The organism is Clostridium sp. BJN0013 (genome assembly GCF_040939125.1).
In the GTDB taxonomy this organism is placed as follows: Bacteria; Bacillota; Clostridia; order Clostridiales; family Clostridiaceae; genus Clostridium_B.
On the sequence record NZ_CP162495.1, the window covers coordinates 798776 to 819032 of the forward strand.

Genomic DNA, 20257 nt, shown 5'->3' on the forward strand with positions numbered 1-20257 from the left:
GGATTAGAATAGCATTACAATTTAATGAGTTCATATAAGTTTTTGAGGGGGAATTGTAATTGAATTTACAGGATAACATAAGGGTAATAGAAGGATTCCCGAAGAAAGGAATAAGTTTTAAAGATATAACCACTTTGCTCCGGGATAAGGATGCTTTTAAATATACAGTGGATAAGATAGCTGAATATTTAAAGGATAAGAATATTGATGTAGTAGTGGGTCCGGAAGCTAGAGGTTTTTTATTTGGAGCTCCTATAGCTTATACCATAGGGGCAGGTTTTGTTCCTGTTAGAAAGCCGGGAAAATTGCCTTATGATACTTTAAGTATTAAATATGATCTGGAATATGGAAGCGATGCACTTGAAATACACAAGGATGCAATAAAGAAAGGCGATAGAGTAGCTTTAGTAGATGACTTGCTTGCAACAGGAGGAACTACATCTTCTGTGGCTAAGTTAATAGAACAAGCCGGTGGAGAAATTGTAACTATAGATTTTGTAATAGAATTGACGGATTTAAAGGGAAGAGAGAAACTAAAAGATTATGATGTACTTTCTTTAATAAAATATGACATTTAAAGTATATAAATTTGAAATTATAATTTTCTATAGGATATAATATTAACAAAAATAATGGCTGGTTTATAAACCAGCCATTGATTTTAGGGAGTATCAGCATGTTGGAAAAATTAATGAGATTAATAGATGAAAATTGTAATAATATTGATAAAAAAATGGTTAGAAAAGCATATTATTTTGCAGATGAAGCTCATAAAAAACAAAAAAGAGAATCTGGTGAGCCCTATATAATGCATCCTGTAGAAGTAGCTTGTATACTGGCAGAAATGGGAATGGATACAAGTACTATAGTAGCAGGATTACTTCACGATATAGTAGAGGATACCGAATTTAGTCGGGAAGATGTAAGTAGAGAATTTAGTGTGGAGGTTGCAAATTTAGTAGAAGGTGTTACTAAATTGGGAAAAATAGAGTATAAAACCAAGGAAGAACAGCAGGCGGATAATGTAAGAAAAATGCTTCTTGCCATGTCAGATGATATTAGAGTTATACTTATAAAGCTTGCAGATAGGTTGCATAATATGAGGACATTAAAATTTCTACCTGTAAAAAAACAAAAAGAAAAGGCAAAAGAAACCTTTGATATATACGCTCCTCTGGCATATAGATTGGGTATGTCTAAAATTAAATGGGAACTGGAGGATTTGGCTTTTAGATATATTAATCAAAATGAATACTATTTTATAGTTAGAAAAATTGCAGAAAAAAGGGTAGAGAGAGAAAAGTATATAGAACAGATAATAAAACAGTTAAAAGAAAATATGGAAAAAGCAGGTATAAATACAGACATTGAAGGAAGACCCAAGCATTTTTACAGCATATATAGAAAAATGGTAAAGAAAAATAAAACCATAGATCAAATTTTTGATTTAACTGCAGTAAGGATTTTAGTAAGTACCATGAAGGATTGCTATGCTGCTCTTGGCATAGCACATACTATATATAAGCCTGTACCTGGAAGATTTAAAGATTATATTGCAATGCCAAAAGCAAATATGTATCAATCTTTGCATACTACAGTTATTGGTCCCCAGGGAAAACCTTTTGAAATACAGATAAGGACCTTTGAAATGCACAAAACTGCAGAATATGGTATAGCAGCCCATTGGAAATATAAAGAAGGGGTTGAGACTGCAGAGGATATAGATAAAAAACTTACCTGGCTTAGGGAAATGCTGGAGTGGCAGAGAGAAACTTCAGATGCAGAAGAGTTTATGGAAAGATTTAAAATAGATTTATTTTCAGATGAGGTATTTGTATTTACCCCAAAGGGTACTGTTATAAATCTGCCCTATGAAGCTACCCCTATAGATTTTGCCTATAAAATACACACTGATGTAGGAAATAGCTGTATAGGGGCTAAGGTTAGTGGGAAAATGGTTCCACTAGACTATCATCTTAAAACAGGAGAAATTGTGGAGATATTTGTATCAAATACCCCTAAGGGTCCAAGTATTGACTGGCTGAATATGGTTAAGAGCAATCAGGCAAAAAGCAAAATAAGGTCCTGGTTTAAAAAAGCCAGAAAAGAAGAAAATATAGTAAAAGGTAAAGAGCTTCTAGAAAGGGAGACAAAAAAACAGGGATACAACTTTGGGGAGATTGCAAAAAGGGAAATTATAGATGTTGTACTTAAAAGATACAATATAAATTCTGTAGATGATCTTTATGCTTCTGTAGGAATTGGTGCTATAAATCCGTCTACTGTGGTTCTGAAGATGAAGGAAATGTATATAAATATTTCCAGATCGGGCAATGAAGATTGGAGTGAGCTGGAAGATAAACTTAATAAATATTCAGATAAATCTACAGGTAAAAAAGTTAAAAAATCTCCTGGAGTAATTGTAAAGGGAGAAACCAATGTACTTGTTAGATTTGCAAAATGTTGTAATGCTGTACCGGGAGATTCTATAATAGGATATATAACTAAAGGCAGGGGAGTATCCATTCATAGAAGAGATTGCAAAAATATGCAGCTGCCTTTAAAAAATAAAGATAATAAATTAATAGAAGTAACCTGGGGTAATCCTAAGGGGGCAGAGTATATTACCGAGATTCAAATAAAAGCGGAAAATAGAGAAAGGCTTTTAGCTGAAATAGTAGAAATCATAAGTCAGAGCAATGCTACATTATATGCTATAAATACCAAACCCCCTAAAAATGGAATATCCATTATTAATATAAAGTTAAAAATATTAGATAGAGAAGACATTAAAGATGTAATAAAGAAACTTAGAAGAATAAAAGATATTATTTATGCTTATAGGACAAAAAATTGATTGTTGAATCAACGGCTTTAAAACAAATGGTATTTTTGATGTTTATTTGAGGATAGCTTAAAGGGAGTGTTATGTATGCGAGCAGTAGTTCAACGGGTAAAAAGATCCAAAGTTGAAGTAGATGGAAAAATTGTAGGTGAAATAGGAAAAGGATTAAATGTACTTTTGGGTATATCTGTAGAAGATAAAAAAGAGGATATATCCTATATGAAAGATAAAATATTAAATCTTAGAATATTTGAAGATGAAGAGGGAAAGCTTAATAAATCTCTTCTGGATGTTCAAGGGGAATTACTTATAATTTCTCAGTTTACGTTATATGGAGATTGCAGAAGAGGTAGAAGACCCAGTTTTATAAAGGCTTTAGGGGGAGAAGAGGCCCAGATTATCTATAATGAATTTGTAGATCAGTGTAAGGATTTAGTGAATAATGTTCAAACGGGAGAATTTGGAGCAGATATGCTGGTTGCCATAGAAAATGATGGCCCGGTAACTATTATGATAGACAGTGAGAAAACTTTTTAACAAGACTATATGTTATTAATTAAAATTTAAGAAGCAGTGTAAAAAACTTTACACTAACTAATATTTTAGGGAGGTATATTTATGAAAATAAAGAGTTTGACTGTAGGAAATTATGGAACTAATTGCTATATATTAATAGATGAGGGCAGCTTGCAATGTGTGGTAATCGATCCAGGTGGAGATGCCTCGCAGATAATAAAAGCTGTAGATGATTCAAAATGTGAAGTGAAATATATACTGCTGACCCATGGACATATAGACCATACAGGTGCCGTAGTGGAAATAAAAAATAAATATAATGCCCCGGTAGCAATAAATGAGAAGGACTATAAAATGGTACAGCAGGGAGCTTTCATATATGGAAATATAGGAAATGAAGCTCCCCTTTATATTAAAGACAATCAAATATTTGAAATTGGAAATATAAAGCTAAAGGCTGTTTATACACCAGGACATACTCCGGGAGGTGTAAGTTTTTTAACAGACAAAGTAATATTTTCAGGGGATACACTTTTTCAAGGTTCCATTGGAAGAACTGATTTTCCAGGGGGAGATTTTAAAACAATTATAGATAGTATAAAAACTAAAATTATGGTTTTACCGGATGAAACTGTAGTATTATCAGGTCATGGTCCTAAAACTTTTGTAGGAGAGGAAAAAATGCATAATCCATTTCTGTAGTTATTTTAAGTTTTAGCTATTATCTGTATAGGTTTGAAGGGGGCTTAAAATGACTTTTGTGGAAGTAAAAGTTAAATTAAATTGCCAGAAGCATAGATATCATATTTTTCAAATAATCAATCTGTTCTATGAATTTTCACATATAATTTTTGTAGAAGAGGATAACTGGGATTTTAATATAGAAATATTAAAAAATAAGGTTATAATAAAGCATGACAATGAGACCTATGAAGCTGAGTTTGAAAGCTGCTTAAAAGAGAAGGAGAATATAAGAAAGATAATATTTCTATATTTTAGTAATATAGTTCACAAAAAATTGCCTTGGGGAACTTTGATTGGCATAAGACCAAGTAAAATAGCACTGGAACTTATAGAAAAAGGGGAAAATTATGAAGGTATAATTGAATACTTTCGTAATCATTTTTGTTGTGAAAGTCGCAAAGCAGAACTTTGCATAAATGTAGCAATGAAAGAAAAAAATCTGGTGAATACATGTAGCAGGAATATAAGTGTGTACGTAGGCATGCCCTTTTGTCCTACTAAATGTCTTTACTGTTCTTTTACTTCCAATCCTATTGAAAGCTTCAAAGATTTAGTAGAGCCTTACATTGAAAGTTTAATTTATGAAATAAGGCAGATCTCAAGATATATTAAAAAAAATCAATTGAATATAGAGTGTATATATTTTGGAGGAGGTACTCCTACTTCCGTTGATGATGAAAAATTTGAAAAAATAATCCGTGAAATATATAATAGTTTTGTATATGGCTATAAAGTAAAAGAGTTTAATGTAGAATGTGGAAGACCTGACAGTATAACTTTAAATAAACTGGAAATCATGAAAAGATATAAAGTGAACAGGATAAGCATAAATCCACAAACTATGAATGACAGTACCCTTAAGTTTATAGGAAGAAACCATAGGGTGAGAGATATAAAAGAAAAATTTTATATGGCAAAAAAGTGTGGATTTAACAATATAAATATGGATATAATTGTGGGGCTTCCCGGTGAAGGATTGAAACATATAGATAAAACCTGTAGTGAAATAGAAAAACTTTCTCCGGATAGTTTAACAGTACATGGCATGTCTATAAAAAGAGGATCCAGACTTTATGAGAATATAGTAAACAATGTGAAGTATTCCATTTCAGATGCTGAACAGTTAAATTTTATGTATGAAAGAACAGCTCAGGCTGCTAAAGCTTTAAATATGGAACCTTACTATTTATACAGGCAAAAAAATATGGTAGGCAATATGGAAAATATAGGATATGCTGCAAACAATAAATTTGGACTCTATAATATAGAGATGATTGAAGAAAGACAGACTATAATAGGCTGTGGTGCTGATGCTGTTACCAAGGTAGTATTTTTAGATGAGAATAGATTGGAAAGACATGCAAATGTAAAAGATATAAAAGTATATATAAATAGGACAGAGGAAATGGCAGAGAAAAAAATAATGCTTTTAAATACCCTCTATGGAAATTTTTAAGCTCGATAATTAAACCAAAAAATTTAGGAAGGAAGTAAATAATTATGGCTATACAAGCACCCAAAGGTACAAAAGATATATTACCTACGGAGTCTTATAAGTGGCATTATTTAGAGAACAAATTTAAAAATATAGCTGATTCTTATGGATATAGAGAAATAAGGACCCCTGTATTTGAATATACAGAACTTTTTCAAAGGGGAGTAGGCGAGACTACCGATGTAGTACAAAAAGAGATGTATACCTTTGAAGATAGGGCAGGCAGAAGTCTTACATTGAAACCGGAAGGTACATCCCCTGCAGTAAGGGCTTTTGTAGAAGGCAGTTTGTACAATGAAGTACAGCCTACAAAATTATTTTATTTTACACCAGTCTTAAGATATGAAAATGTTCAAAAAGGAAGACTTAGAGAACATCATCAGTTTGGCATAGAGGCTTTTGGCTCCTGGGAGGCTTCATTGGATGCAGAAGTAATAAGTCTGGCCATGAGAATTTATAAAGAACTTGGGGTAGACGGAATAGAACTGAATATAAACAGTATAGGTTGTTCTAAATGCAGAAAAGAATATAATGATATATTGAAAGCTTTCTTATCTGAACAATATGACAATATATGTGATACTTGTAAGACCAGGTTTCATAAAAATCCTATGAGAATATTGGATTGCAAGGTAGAAAGCTGCAGGCAAATAGTTAAAGATGCACCTTTGATGCTTCACCACTTATGCCCTGAGTGCAGGGAGCATTTTGAAGGTCTTAAGATATATCTTGAAGGTCTTGGAATAGAATATAAGATAAATCCTTTAATAGTAAGAGGACTTGACTATTACAGTAAAACTGTATTTGAAATAATTGATAAGAATATAACCATATGCGGTGGGGGAAGATATGATTACTTAATAGAAGAAGTGGGAGGACCTAAAATGCCTGCGGTAGGATTTGGTATGGGAATAGAAAGAACACTTCTTACACTCAGTGAAAATGGCATAAAAATACCCAAACTTCCCTATATAGATTTATATATTGGAACTATAGGGGATAAAGCAAAAATAAAGGCTTTCAGTCTGGTGAACAAATTAAGGGAAAAAAATTTAAGATGTGAATATGACCATATGAGTAGAAGTGTAAAAGCAGAAATGAAATATGCCAATAAGATAAATGCAAGGTTCACAGTTATATTGGGGGAAAATGAAATTGAATCCGGTATTGCTAAATTCAAGAGAATGGAAGATGGGCAGCAGTTTGAGATCAATTTAGAAGATTTAAATGCAATTTTAAGTTTAACAAAGATATAGTTTGTAAGACTTGAAGTACTCAAATAATAATAGGATAGGAGTTGAAAATCTATTATGTGCTTAAGTATATAATGGAGATATAATATGGGAGAAGAATTAAAAGGACTTAAGAGAACCTATATGTGTGGTGAATTAACAGAAAAAAACATAGGTGATAAAATTACTGTCATGGGTTGGGTTCAGAGAAAGAGAAATTTGGGAGGTCTTGTATTTGTAGATTTAAGAGACAGGACAGGAATACTTCAAATAGTATTTGGGGAAAAAATAGATAAAGAGGCCTTTGAAAAATCAGATAGTGTAAAATCAGAATACTGTATAGCAGCGGTGGGAACTATTGTAAAAAGGGAATCCCCTAATATGGAAATCCCAACAGGAATGATAGAGTTAAAAGGGGAATATATAAGAATATTTTCAGAGTCGGAAACTCCCCCGATATACATAAAGGAAAATCTGGATGCGGCTGAAAATATAAGGCTTAAGTATAGATATCTTGATTTAAGAAGACCGGATATGCAAAGAATATTTATGTTAAGGCATAAAACTGCCAAAGTTATAAGGGATTTTCTAGATGAACAGGGATTCTTGGAAATAGAAACTCCTATACTTGGGAAAAGTACTCCAGAAGGTGCCAGAGATTATCTTGTACCCAGCAGAAATTATAAGGGAAAATATTATGCCCTTCCTCAATCACCTCAGTTATTTAAACAGCTGTTAATGGTTTCCGGGTATGACAGATATTTTCAAATAGCAAAGTGTTTTAGAGATGAGGATTTAAGAGCCAACAGGCAGCCGGAATTTACTCAGGTAGACATGGAAATTTCCTTTGTAGACCAGGAAGAAGTAATGGAATTGAATGAGAGACTACTTCAAAGGGTATTTAAACAGATATTGGATGTGGATATAAAACTTCCTATAGAAAGAATGACTTATAAGACTGCCATGGATAAATATGGAAGTGATAAGCCGGATTTGAGATTTGGCATGGAGATAAATGATATAAGTCAAATTGTTAAAGGTGTGGATTTTAAAGTATTCCAAAGTGCATTGGAAAAAGGAGGCTCTGTAAGGGCCATAAAAGTTTCTGGTTCTGCTTCTATGGGAAGAAAACAAATAGATAAGCTGGTTGAATTTGTAAAAACCTATGGTGCCTCAGGACTTATATGGATGGCATATAAAAAAGAAGGAATTAAGTGCTCCATATCAAAGTTTTTGACAGAAGAAGATACCCGGAATATATTAAATAAAATGGAAGCGTCTGAAGGAGATTTAATATTAATAGTAGCAGATAAAAATAAAGTTGTACTTGAAAGCCTGGGTGCCCTTAGAATTCACATGGCTAAACAAACCGGCATACTGGAAGAAAATAATGATTTTAAATTTGTATGGATAACAGAATTTCCTCTTTTATCTTATAATGAAGAGGAAAATAGATATCAGGCAGAACATCATCCTTTTGTCATGCCTATGGACGAAGACATACAGTATCTGCAAAGTAACCCGGAAAAAGTAAGGGCCAAGGCCTATGACATAGTGTTAAATGGAGAAGAACTAGGTGGAGGAAGTATAAGAATACATGATACAAAACTTCAGGAGAAAATGTTTCAGGCAATTGGTATTACAAAAGAGACTGCCTGGGATAAATTTGGATATTTCTTGGAAGCTCTTAAATTTGGTCCACCACCTCATGGAGGACTTGCTTATGGATTTGACAGAATGATAATGTTTTTAGCTAAAACAGATAATATCAAAGATGTTATAGCTTTTCCTAAAAACCAAAATGCATTTTGTCCATTGACAGAAGCACCAAATGTAGTAGATAAATCCCAGTTAAAAGATTTAGGAATAGAAATATCATAATACCAAAATATTTTTTAATTTACAGTTAAATTAATATACATACTAAAGATAAATTTAAAAAAATGTAGTATAATAGTATTATAAGATAACTTCTATTGTAGTTGAAAGTTGAAAATTTCATAAAAATATGTATTAATTTCCTACTGTGTACGGGGAATGAGTTAATGTTGGCTGAACATTTTATAAAGGGGAATCCAACTCTTTTTGTGGAATGAAACTCAATTTATTTTGGGCACAAGAAGCAAAAAGGAGATGCCCACCTGTTAAGAGCGGGTTCAATATAACTTATTCTGCGGCATGGTGGGGTTTTATTTTAGTTAAGAAGTAAGAGTTAAGAGTGAAAAGTGAAGGTGAATTTTTCTCTACTTTGTTATGAAAAATTCTAAATTAAGGTTTATTGAAGCAAAGTTTCAATAGTATTGCATAGGTTTTCCTCAGTTTTAACTGAAGAAAACCAACCATAACTTTTCACTTTTAACCCATAACTTTTAATAAGAGGAGATGACAGCATGGGATATCTGTATATTATTTTAGCTGCTATAACCTTCAGTACTATGGAAATAGCAGGTAAAGTAATTTCTAATGTTATAAATCCATTTCAGTTGAATTTTTTGAGATTTTTAATAGGTGGACTTATATTGTTACCATCTACCATTAAAATACTTAAAAATAAAGGTATAAAATTAAATAGAAAAGATTTTGGGTATTTTATTATAACGGGACTTTTATGTGTTGTAATTAGCATGTCCTTTTTCCAGTTTGCTATAGTTTACACAAAAGCTTCCATTGTAGCTATAATATTTAGTACAAACCCCATATTTACAATTCCTTTTGCCTATTTAATTTTAAAAGAAGATTTAAATAAAGCTACCATTGTTTCTTTAGTATTAAGTTTAATTGGAATAGTATGTATTTTGAATCCTTTTCAAGCAGCACAGGGTGGAAATGTTACAGGAATAGTGTTGTGTGTAATAGCTGCCTTTACATTTTCAATATACAGTGTAGTAGGTAAAATGAAATCTTATAGATATGGAAGTATAGCCATGAACTGCATAACATTTTTAGTAGGAGACATGATAATGTTTATTCTAATATGTATTTCTAAACTTTCAATATTTAAAAATGCAGTTTCAAATAGCAGTTTTCATATTTTTTCAGATATTCCACTATTTCAGGGCATAAACTCTTCAAATATATTTGTTATAATTTATTTAGGTGTAGTTGTAACCGGTCTTGGATATTTATTTTATTTTCTTGCCATGGACAATACTTCTGCATCCACTGCATCTGTGGTATTCTTTATAAAACCAGCTCTTGCTCCTATTCTTGCATTAATACTGTTAAAGGAGAGTATACCATTTAATACTGTAATGGGTATATTATTTATATTATTTGGTTCTCTTATGACATTTACGCAAAAAAAGAATAAAAATCCAGTATGTATTGAAGAGAAAGTTAAAATAAATGATTGAAACCTTTTTAGGTCTCAATCATTTATTTTATGTTGATCTTAATAATTTTTCATTTAAAGAATTCAATGACTCAATTATCTCTTCCCGGGGCAGATTACCTCTATTGAGTTCATCTTCACTTTTTAAAAGTAGATTGTGGTAAAATTTCAGGGCATTTTTTAGACATTTTTCAGAAAAATTACTGTCTTGCAGCATTTCATATAATATATTTTCGGCTTTATCATATATTCCAATTTTCAGGTAATATTCTATTAGTTTATTTTCAACATCTAGGGATAGTTTATAAGGGGAAATCTTAATTATAATGGGATCAATATCTGAAAAATAGTTTTCTAGATTACAGTGATCATCTTTGATTAAATAGGCGTTTAAAAAAAGATTTAAAGATTTTTCATATATGTAAAAAGCATCTTCTGTCTTATGCTGGTTTTCTAAAATATCTGCCTCTTCTTTTAATAATTTAGCCATCATTATATATTTATCCACATTTATGGTTCCATCACTTTTTATTATTTCAAGTAAGTTTTCTGTAGAAAAAGAATTAAAAAATTTTATGCTAAGCCTGAATATATACTTAAAGGCATCATCTATCAAATTCATGGCCTTTGTATAATTTTCATTTTTTTTATTAAAAATTATTTGTTCTAACAATTCTTCAAATTTTTTAATCAATTCATCTGTTATGCTTCTTTTTAACATTATTAGACCCTCCTGGAATTTTCACAAGACATACATTAACACATACATTATACTAAAAAATCAATTTATTTACTATAAGTATACAGTAAAAATTGATAACAAGTATTGAATATGAATATCTCATGTGATATTATTGTATACAGTACATATAGTTTACAAAACTACATATAATAATATATATATTAAATTTTAAAGGAGTGGTTTCATTTGTATAATGAAGTTAAATTATATACAAGAGGAGAGGAGATGGCAAATGCCATAACTCATGGCATAGCTACACTTTTGTCCATAGCAGCTATGGTCCTTTTAATTGTATTTTCAAGCAGGCTGGGTGATAAATGGTATGTTATAAGTTATACAATTTATGGAATCTCCATGTTCATATTATATCTGGGATCTACCTTATATCACAGCATAACCAACCCAAAAGCTAAGAGGGTTTTTAGAATAATTGACCATTCATCCATTTATCTTTTAATAGCTGGAACCTATACTCCCTTTACCCTGACAATTTTAAGAGATTCTGTAGGTTGGATACTATTTTGGATAGTATGGATTATGGCAGTACTCGGAATAATAATGAAGGTATTCTGGGTAGGCAAATATGATGTTGCATCTACCTTGTTATATATATTCATGGGCTGGATGATAATTTTTGCCATAAAAATACTTTTAGTAAAGTTATCTTCTACAGCAATAGTTCTTTTAGTCTCAGGAGGAATTATATATACAGTAGGGGCTCTTTTATATATGTTTAATAAAATACCCTATAATCATGCTATATGGCACCTTTTTGTCATAGGAGGAACTGTATGTCATTTCTTTTGTATACTTTTATATTTATTTCCAAACCAATAAGCCAAAGTTTTACAGAAGGTAAGAATTTTTTATTTTTAAGTAAAAAAGTAATATAATTATTTTAGATAATATAGTGAAATTCACATAAATAAAGAAATTTTACTAAATATTAAAAGGAGTATGATGTTATAGCATAGAATATATAAAACATAAGTTTAATTTATATTTATAGAGGGTAATGATTATGGATAAAAATAATATTTTTGGATTTCATTCTTCTTTTTATTATTTTGGGTTACAACATTTAGTTTTAAACATGTATAACTATATTAAAGATGGTATTGATAAGAATGAAAAAATATATGTGTGCATGGCTCCTGGAGTATATAGTGAATTAATAAAATATTTATCGGATATATGTGGATTTAGTTATATAAAAAATTTTAATGTACATAAGATGATTGATTATTACGACAAATTGGATTTAACTGAAATAAGAACAAAGCTTTCAAAGCATATAGATGAAATTATTGAAAATGGTTATTCGGGAATCAGATTTATTATACAAACTGATTATGTAATTTTAAGCAGTTCCCGGGAATATTTCATAGACTTTAATAGATCCATATTGTATATAATCTCAGGATTGAAGGTTTCTTCTATGAGTCTATATGATTTTGAGGATTATTTAAAACACAAATATATAATAGATGATGAGATCATTTTAGAATCCTATAGAGTTCATCCTTACAGATTGTATAATGGAAGTCTGCAAAATTGCTGTGGACTCTCTCATTCAAAATAATCCTAGTTGTTCAACTAGGATTATTTTAAATGAGGATTTCAAATAAAATTCATTAAATTTATGGAGTTATTACATATGGGAGTTATTATATTATCAAGGCATTATAAGTTTAACCGTAAATGATAAAAATTATGTATAAGATACTTAATATTCTAAAAATAAATATAGTAACATAATAAACATATTTTAATAGTATGTATTAATGGCATTTTAAATCCTTTGTTTTTATATTACATAAAAACAAAGGAGGTGTTATTGTGAAAAATTCACAGGACCATTATGAAGGTATCCCAGTTGATTTAAGATCTTGCAAGTATTTAGGGGGAGGGCATAGTGGACAAGTATATTTAATGCCAGACAAAAAAGTTTTAAAAATATTCAATAGTTCACACAGCTGTAAACGTGAATTTGATATATTAAAATCTGTAGAAGGAAGTCCTCACTTTCCTAGGGCTTATGAAATGGACAAGTATTATATGATTAGAGAATACGTGGGGGGAACTAATGTAAAAGATTATCTTATAAAGAATGGTTTAAGTAGGTCCTTTGTTATAAGAGTGATAGAGCTTATTGATGATATGAAGAAGCTGGGTTTTACAAAACTGGAAATGAGATTTCCTCATCTGTTTGTTCAAAAAGATGGGTCACTTATGCTAATAGATCCAAGAAAAAGCTATGTTCAAGATATACCTTATCCAAAATCTTTTTTAAGAAAGTTAAAAAAAATGGGGCTATTACAAGAATTTATAAAAATATTGAATGAAGAGAGACCTGATATGGACTTTGGAGTTTATTCCCATAAAGTAATATAAAAGAAGAGAGCTTACAATGTTATTTAACCATTGTAAGCTCCTTTTAAATACTGATTAACATAACAATTCAATAAATTATAAGTAAATTATCAGAATAATCATTGACATTTTAATAAAATGGTAATATTATTAATAAATAATAATAAATTTAATAATGTATTTAATTTATTGTTATGACATATCTCTTCTAGATAATACGACTCATAATATATCTCGAAAATTTGTTTAGGCGCCTTTATTTTGAAATTTTCAAAATAAAGGCGTTCTTTTAAAAAATGCTAAGAATAATATGAAGGTGTGTGGTGAAATTATGATAATAAATTGTGAAAATATAAGGACTTTACCATATGCAAATAAATTAAAGATTGTAGCAGGAAAGAAAGGTATGGGAAGAATTATAAAATGGGTGCATTTTATGGAAAACCCGGGATATATACGTTGGCTAAAGGGAGGAGAATTGATTTTAATAACAGGAATACTTATAAAAGATGATATAAATATTCTTTACAAGTTAATTAAAGATTTAAATTCCAAGAATATAGCTGGACTTGTTATAAATATAGGCCCTTATATTTCAAGCACTCCCCAAAATATAATAGAACTTGCAGATTATCTTGATTTTCCAATATTTGAATTACCCTTTGAAGTAAGATTAATAGACATAAGTCAAAGTATATGTAAAGCAATTTTTATGAATAAAATGGAACAGGAGTCAATGAATAGTTTCATAAGGAGTATTATTCTTGGAGATTTAAACTATAATGAAGATGAAGCAAATAAATCTAAATTTTATAAATACAACCCGGGCAAGACTTATTGTTCAATGGTAATATCCATAGATAATTTTATAAGCTTTGTCAAACAAGATGGAGTTTGGAATGAAGATTTAGAAACCAAAACAAGACAGCAGATTGAACAGATTATATTTAATATAATGAATAAATTAAATAAAAAATCAATTAATATAATTGAAAATACTTTTGTTATAATTATTTTTCCTGTGGAAAAGGATGAAAAAGATAAAATAGATTCAATTGCAGAAGATATTTTAAGTAATATAAATTTAAAAGTAGGAGAACTTGAAATAGGTATTGGTATAGGAAGTTTCTGGACAAAGCTTGAAGAACTTAAAGATAGTGTAAATAAAGCACAAAATGCTTTAAAGATTTTAGGAGGAGGTAAAAATAAAATATGCAATTATAAAGATATGGGCATGTACAGGTTATTGTTTGACCTGGACAAAAAAGATGAAATGAAGAGACTTCTTGAAGAAATATTAGGAGAACTTATAGAATATGACAATAAAAATTCTACAAGTTTAGTCGAAACTTTGCAGGTTTATATTAATGAAAATTGTAATTTGATACAGAGTGCAGAGGAACTTTTTATTCACAAGAATACCTTGAAATATAGAATAAAAAGAATAGAAGAGATATTAAACTGCAATCTTAGAAATATGGAACATTTATTTAAATTTGATATGGCTTTCAAAATAAAGAACTTCTTGACCTGTATAAAGTAAACAAATGCTGTGTTATATAATTGTCCTTTTTATACATATGAATATGGATGATAATATGTTAAATTATATATAATATATTTATCAAATCAATAAATTATAAGTTTAAATATAAAAATATATTAATTTATTATGAAGTATGTATATGTATGGGGGCGTTAAAAATGATTGAGGAAAAGAATGCAAAAATTATAACTGAAATACCAGGACCTAAGTCTAAGGAACTTATTAAAAAAAGAGAACAATATGTAGCTAAAGGAGTGGGATGCAGTGCACCTATATTTGTGGAAGAGGCTAAAGGTGCACTTATACAAGATATAGATGGAAATGTATTTGTTGATTTTGCAGGGGCTATAGGAGTCCAAAATGTAGGACATAGAGATGAGGGAGTAGTGGAAGCCGTAAAAGCCCAGCTTGATAAATATATACATCCTTGTTTTCATGTAAATATGTATGAGCCATATATTGCCCTGGCGGAAAAACTTGTAGAAATTACACCGGGCAGTTATGAAAAAAAAGCTATGTTTGCCAATAGTGGTGCGGAGGCAGTGGAGAATGCCATCAAAATAGCTAGAGCCTATACTAAAAAATCAGGTATAATCTCCCTTTGGGGTTCTTTTCACGGCAGGACCAATATGACAATGTCTATAACAAGTAAATACAGGCCATATAAAGATGGATTTGGACCCTTTGCCTCACAAACTTATAAGACAGAAGGTGCCTATTGTTATAGATGTGCCCTTGGATGCAAATATCCTGAATGTGGTATAGCCTGTGCTGAAAAACTTAGGACTATGTTGAAAACCGTAAATTCCAAGGATGAAATAGCTTGTTTAATAGCAGAGCCGGTACAAGGGGAAGGTGGATTCATAGTACCTCCAAAAGAGTATTTTAAAGTTATTCAACAAATATGCAATGAAAATGACATAGTATTTATTATTGATGAAGTACAAGCCGGCTTTGGAAGAACCGGAAAATTATTTGCCCATGAACATTTTGGAGTAGAAGCAGATATTATAACCATGTCAAAGTCAATTGCCAATGGATTTCCGTTAAGTGCAGTTGTAGGAAAGGCAGAAATTATGGATGCTGCTTGTGTAGGAGGTATTGGAGGCACATATTCGGGAAGCCCTCTGGGATGTGTTGCAGCTCTTAAGGTTATAGAAAAGATAGATAAAGATGATCTTTGTAGTAGAGCCTTTAAAATTGGGAAATATATTACAGCCAGGTTTCAGCACATGAGAGAAAAATATGATGTAATAGGTGATATAAGAGGCCTTGGAGCAATGATAGGAGTGGAATTTGTAAAAGACAGAAGCACAAAAGAAGCTTATGCAGAGCTGGTTAAAAAGGTTACACAATATTGTTTTAAAAGAGGAGTAGTAGTTTTAAATGCAGGATTGTTAAGTAATGTAATAAGATTCTTGCCGCCTCTTGTAATAACCCAGGAACAATTAAAATATGGCATTGATGTAATTGAAGAGGCAATAGAAAGTGAATTGGAAGTAAAGAGTCAGTTGGAATATAAAAGTATAGTTTAAAGAACTTAGTATATATTAAAAACTGCTATCTAAAAAACTCTATATAATATATAATAAAATGGTAGGTATAACCTACCATTTTATTTTTGTAAAAAACTATATTAAAACACTAGCTTTCCTAATTTACGTTAAGAAAATTTTATAAATTTAAGTTATAACTTTAAATATTAATATGTTATAATAATTTAAAGTAAAATATGTAAAGGAGATTTTTATAATGAATTGGTTCTCAGATTTAAAGATTTTTAAAAAATTAATGTTATCCTTTATTGTAATAACACTATTTACATGTTTAGTAGGAATCATATCTATAAATAAGATAGGAAATGTAAATGACAGTTTAAACAATATGTATAATATAAATTTAAGAAGTACAAACATTCTTCAAGAATTGAAGACAAATCTAATGGAAGGCAGATCAGATATGCTTGTTATCCTGGATCCAGTTAATAAAGATAGTTTAAATGATATTATCAGTAACATTGATAAGTTAAAAGAAAAGGATGAAAAGCTCCAATCGGACTATAAATCTACCATAGTAACAGATAAAGACAAACAATTGTATGGAGAATTTCAACAATATTTAGAAGGCTGGAGAAGTGCTAGAGGAAATTACATAAAGTTTATACAACAGGGGGATTATGAAAATGGCAGAATACAATTTGAACAAACAGAAAGCTATAGAACAAAAGTGTTTTCTGTACTTGATCAGTACATAGCTCTAAAAGTGAAAGCAGCTGAAAATGATTATAATAGTGGAATTGCCCAATATAGATCTTCTTTTATATTTTTAATTGTAATAATTCTGGCCAGTGCGGTTTTATCCCTAGTTCTTGGAATTATTACATCAAATAATATTAACAGACCTATTTTAAAAATTAAAGAGCTGGCAGATAAGTTTTCAAATTTTGATTTTTCTTCAAATACAAATGTAAAGAGAAAAGATGAATTTGGACAAGTTGCACTATCTCTTAACAAGGCACAAAAAAATATAGTGGATTTGGTGAAAAATATTATGGAAGACTCTGAAAATATGAGCAGTTCCAGCCAGGAGTTATCTGCAACTTCAGAGGAACTTTCATCTAAGGCCCAGAGTATAGACAGCTCATTAAAAAATGTGGCAAACAGTATACAGGAAACCAGTGCCGCATCTGAGCAGATAACTGCTTCCATAGAGGAAGTGGACTCAAGTGTAAATGAATTATCACAAAAGGCTATGGATGGAAGCAATAATTCCATGCATGCTAAAGAGAGAGCCACCAATGTAAGAAATACAGGAAAAACTGCCATGGAATATACTGAAAAAATATATGAAGAGAAAAAACAAAATACCTTAAAGGCCATTGAAGATGGCAAAGTAGTGGAAAATATAATACAAATGGCAGATACCATAGGAAGCATAGCAGAACAGACAAATTTACTGGCTCTTAATGCAGCTATAGAAGCTGCCAGGGCGGGAGAACATGGAAAAGGGTTCGCTGTAGTAGCAGAAGAGGTCGGAAAACTTGCTGAACAGTCCTCAGAAGCTGTTGTAGGTATTCAGGACACTATTGTAAAGGTTCAGGAAGCTTTTAAAAATATATCCAAAAGCAGTGAGGAAATATTGAATTTTATAAATGAGAAGGTAAATCTCCAATTTAAAACATTTGCAGGTATGGGCGTGGAATATTATAACGATGCAGATTTTGTAAGCAAAATGTCAGAAGAGCTGGCATCCATGTCAGGAGAGTTGGCTGCAACCATAGGCCAGGTAAGTGAAGCGGCACAAAGCATGTCTTCTACTGCACAAAAATCCTGGGAAAATACGGAGATAATACAAAATGGTATTGACGAAACTGTAAAAGCTGTTGCTCAGGTATCAATGACAGCACAAAGTCAGGCAGAACTGGCTCAACAGTTGAATGGAATGGTGCAGAAATTTAAAATTTAAATAAAAGGGTTTGTAGTTTTTATTTAAGCTGCAAACTCTTTTAATTTGAAAGGGAATATATATCAGAAAATTCTATATCTATTCTTTCCACATTTGTCTTGAATGGTGTGTTATTTTGGGATTCATCGTTATCAATTATTTCCACAGGCAATTCTATGGAAAATTTACTTCCCTTTCCCTGTATACTGCTGACATCTATTTTTCCATTATGCATGGTTACAAAAGATTTTACAAGATATAAACCTACTCCACTTCCCTCATGTTCCCTGGATAGAGAACGGTTGGCCTGGCCAAAGCGTTCAAATATAACCTGGAGTTTATCTTCAGGAATTCCATCTCCATCGTCCTCTACAGTAATCAGTACTGTTTTACCTCTATCCTCTATATTTACATATATATGTCCTGTGGAGTAGGTGTATTTAAAAGCATTGGAAAGTAAATTCAGCATTATACGTTCCATTTTATCAGGGTCAAAAGCCATAATTTTTTCTTCTGTATTTGTATCAAATATTAAATCTATATTTTTAGAGTTTATATGGGAAGCCACGGATTGGGTAATGTCCTCCACCACACTTACTATATCCATATTTTGTCTGTTAAGATTGATAAATCCGGAGTCCACCTTGGTTATATCTGTTATATTATTTATTAATCTTATCAGCCTTAAACAATTTTGTTTCATGGTTTTTAAATAAGATTTACATTTTTCCATATCTTCATTGTCGTATTTATTTAAATATATCTCCATAGTTTGAATAGCTACAAATATAACATTTACAGGTGTTTTGATTTCATGGGACATATTTATAAAAAAGTCCATTATGAGGGTGTTGAATTCTTTGGTTTCATTTAATAATTTTAAATTTTTTTCTGCAGTGTTTTTTAAAGTTTCCATTTGTTTTTGAGAGGTTAAATCCAGGAGAAAAGTGAGTATAACAGGCTTTCCGTTATAAATAAAAAATGAAGAAGTATTTCTTATAGAAATAGTATTACCTTCACAGTCTAGTATATTTTCTTCATTTACAACTGTAGATAGTTTTTCATCTATAATATTTGTATATTTTTCTCTGAGGTCGGATATATCTTCAGGGTTATAGTGACTATACAATAATTTATCATTTAATTTTAGAGGGTTCTCATATCCCAAAAGTCTGGCGGCACTTTGGTTTGCATAAATTATCTTTCCCTTATCGTGGACTATAATGGAGTTTATGGAATCTTGAAATAACATATGAAAGCATACTTCATTTTTAAACAGTGAAAATTCAATATCTTTTCTTTTGATATTTTGTTCTTTTAATTTGCAGTTCAACAAGTCCAATTTGTTGTCCTTATTTCTATTATTTTCAGCTTCTATATCCACATAATAACCAAGTATCCAGGATATAAATATAAATATCCCCACCAGTATCAAATCCTTTTGGAAATATACATTTACATCTTTTATGGTGGGGGCATATAGTAAATCCGCTCCCAGTATAAAAAAGGAAGAAAAAAAGGCAGTTATAATTCCATATCGAGAGCCATACTGTATTACTGCAGCTATTATCAATAGTAGAAACAGGTATTTATATTCATTTTCGTAAGAATTAGACAGGTATATGGGCAAAGCAATCAATAATGTAAAAAATATTGTCTCTATGAGCCAGGATTTTCTGAATACATTTGAGGATCGCTCTATTTTAACGTTAATTATAAGCCACATTATATAAATTAGTGCTAGAATACCTGAGAGAAAAGCTGTAGTATATAAACTGAAATTAATATTTTCTTTTATATTTAAATATGTCCAGTAATTAGGCAGATTGATGTATATAATTAGTGAAATAAATATTATTATGGCTATTTTTATCATGGACAGCATAACAGACATATCTCTTGTAACAGATTTCACAGATAGTCCTCCAATCATACAAATTATATTTGGTTTTTAAAAAGTAAAAATCACCAATTTCATAAATCAGTAAT

At 30.6% G+C, this 20257-nt stretch carries 16 protein-coding genes and 1 other RNA gene; 15 read left to right on the forward strand and 2 right to left on the reverse strand.

All coding sequences use genetic code 11. The features are described 5' to 3' along the window. Positions 1-59: 59 nt before the first annotated feature. The 9 genes from AB3K27_RS04260 to AB3K27_RS04300 all read left to right on the forward strand — a co-directional run bounded on the left by AB3K27_RS04260 (position 60) and on the right by AB3K27_RS04300 (position 10185). Complete coding sequence (locus AB3K27_RS04260) at positions 60-578, forward strand: adenine phosphoribosyltransferase (protein WP_368490012.1); 519 nt, start codon at positions 60-62, stop codon at positions 576-578. 98 nt (positions 579-676) lie between these two features. Beyond that, complete coding sequence (locus tag AB3K27_RS04265; RefSeq protein WP_368490013.1) at positions 677-2857, forward strand: bifunctional (p)ppGpp synthetase/guanosine-3',5'-bis(diphosphate) 3'-pyrophosphohydrolase; 2181 nt, start codon at positions 677-679, stop codon at positions 2855-2857. 75 nt (positions 2858-2932) lie between these two features. Further along, a complete protein-coding gene (gene dtd, locus AB3K27_RS04270; protein WP_368490014.1) occupies positions 2933-3382 on the forward strand; it encodes a D-aminoacyl-tRNA deacylase in 450 nt (149 codons plus the stop codon). 81 nt (positions 3383-3463) lie between these two features. Then, complete coding sequence (locus tag AB3K27_RS04275; protein ID WP_368490015.1) at positions 3464-4063, forward strand: MBL fold metallo-hydrolase; 600 nt, start codon at positions 3464-3466, stop codon at positions 4061-4063. A 58-nt stretch (positions 4064-4121) separates the two neighbouring features. Next, complete coding sequence (locus tag AB3K27_RS04280) at positions 4122-5561, forward strand: coproporphyrinogen III oxidase (protein WP_368491166.1); 1440 nt, start codon at positions 4122-4124, stop codon at positions 5559-5561. 44 nt (positions 5562-5605) lie between these two features. Continuing rightward, positions 5606-6856: a histidine--tRNA ligase gene (gene hisS / locus AB3K27_RS04285; RefSeq protein WP_368490016.1), complete on the forward strand. Its 1251-nt coding sequence runs from the start codon at positions 5606-5608 to the stop codon at positions 6854-6856. 84 nt (positions 6857-6940) lie between these two features. Then, positions 6941-8713, forward strand: coding sequence for an aspartate--tRNA ligase (gene aspS, locus AB3K27_RS04290; RefSeq protein ID WP_368490017.1), 1773 nt, complete (start codon positions 6941-6943; stop codon positions 8711-8713). A 134-nt stretch (positions 8714-8847) separates the two neighbouring features. Further along, positions 8848-9024, forward strand: a non-coding RNA gene (ssrS, locus tag AB3K27_RS04295) — 6S RNA. A 198-nt stretch (positions 9025-9222) separates the two neighbouring features. Next, a complete protein-coding gene (locus AB3K27_RS04300) occupies positions 9223-10185 on the forward strand; it encodes a DMT family transporter (protein ID WP_368490018.1) in 963 nt (320 codons plus the stop codon). Between the two features lie 27 nt (positions 10186-10212). On the opposite strand, the gene AB3K27_RS04305 is transcribed toward AB3K27_RS04300, so the two are convergent. Beyond that, positions 10213-10884 (reverse strand): DUF6483 family protein, encoded by a 672-nt coding sequence (locus AB3K27_RS04305; protein ID WP_368490019.1) that lies wholly within the window; start codon positions 10882-10884, stop codon positions 10213-10215. Positions 10885-11091: 207 nt separating this feature from the next. Here AB3K27_RS04305 and AB3K27_RS04310 point away from each other — a divergent pair, with 207 nt between their 5' ends. The 6 genes from AB3K27_RS04310 (at position 11092) to AB3K27_RS04335 (ending at position 18289) form a co-directional block, all read left to right on the forward strand. Continuing rightward, positions 11092-11742: a hemolysin III family protein gene (locus AB3K27_RS04310; protein ID WP_368490020.1), complete on the forward strand. Its 651-nt coding sequence runs from the start codon at positions 11092-11094 to the stop codon at positions 11740-11742. Between the two features lie 184 nt (positions 11743-11926). After that, positions 11927-12487 carry an MEDS domain-containing protein gene (locus tag AB3K27_RS04315; protein ID WP_368490021.1) on the forward strand — a complete coding sequence of 187 codons (561 nt, stop codon included), beginning with the start codon at positions 11927-11929 and terminating at the stop codon, positions 12485-12487. A 257-nt stretch (positions 12488-12744) separates the two neighbouring features. Further along, the gene (locus AB3K27_RS04320) at positions 12745-13299 is read left to right on the forward strand and encodes a protein kinase (RefSeq protein WP_368490022.1); all 555 of its coding nucleotides are present in this window, start codon (positions 12745-12747) and stop codon (positions 13297-13299) included. A gap of 310 nt (positions 13300-13609) precedes the next feature. Further along, positions 13610-14821: a PucR family transcriptional regulator gene (locus AB3K27_RS04325; protein WP_368490023.1), complete on the forward strand. Its 1212-nt coding sequence runs from the start codon at positions 13610-13612 to the stop codon at positions 14819-14821. Positions 14822-14982: 161 nt separating this feature from the next. After that, positions 14983-16359 carry a 4-aminobutyrate--2-oxoglutarate transaminase gene (gene gabT, locus AB3K27_RS04330; protein WP_368490024.1) on the forward strand — a complete coding sequence of 459 codons (1377 nt, stop codon included), beginning with the start codon at positions 14983-14985 and terminating at the stop codon, positions 16357-16359. A gap of 217 nt (positions 16360-16576) precedes the next feature. Continuing rightward, positions 16577-18289, forward strand: coding sequence for a methyl-accepting chemotaxis protein (locus AB3K27_RS04335; RefSeq protein WP_368490025.1), 1713 nt, complete (start codon positions 16577-16579; stop codon positions 18287-18289). 40 nt (positions 18290-18329) lie between these two features. On the opposite strand, the gene AB3K27_RS04340 is transcribed toward AB3K27_RS04335, so the two are convergent. Next, positions 18330-20183: an ATP-binding protein gene (locus tag AB3K27_RS04340; RefSeq protein ID WP_368490026.1), complete on the reverse strand. Its 1854-nt coding sequence runs from the start codon at positions 20181-20183 to the stop codon at positions 18330-18332. Between the last annotated feature and the right edge of the window lie 74 nt (positions 20184-20257).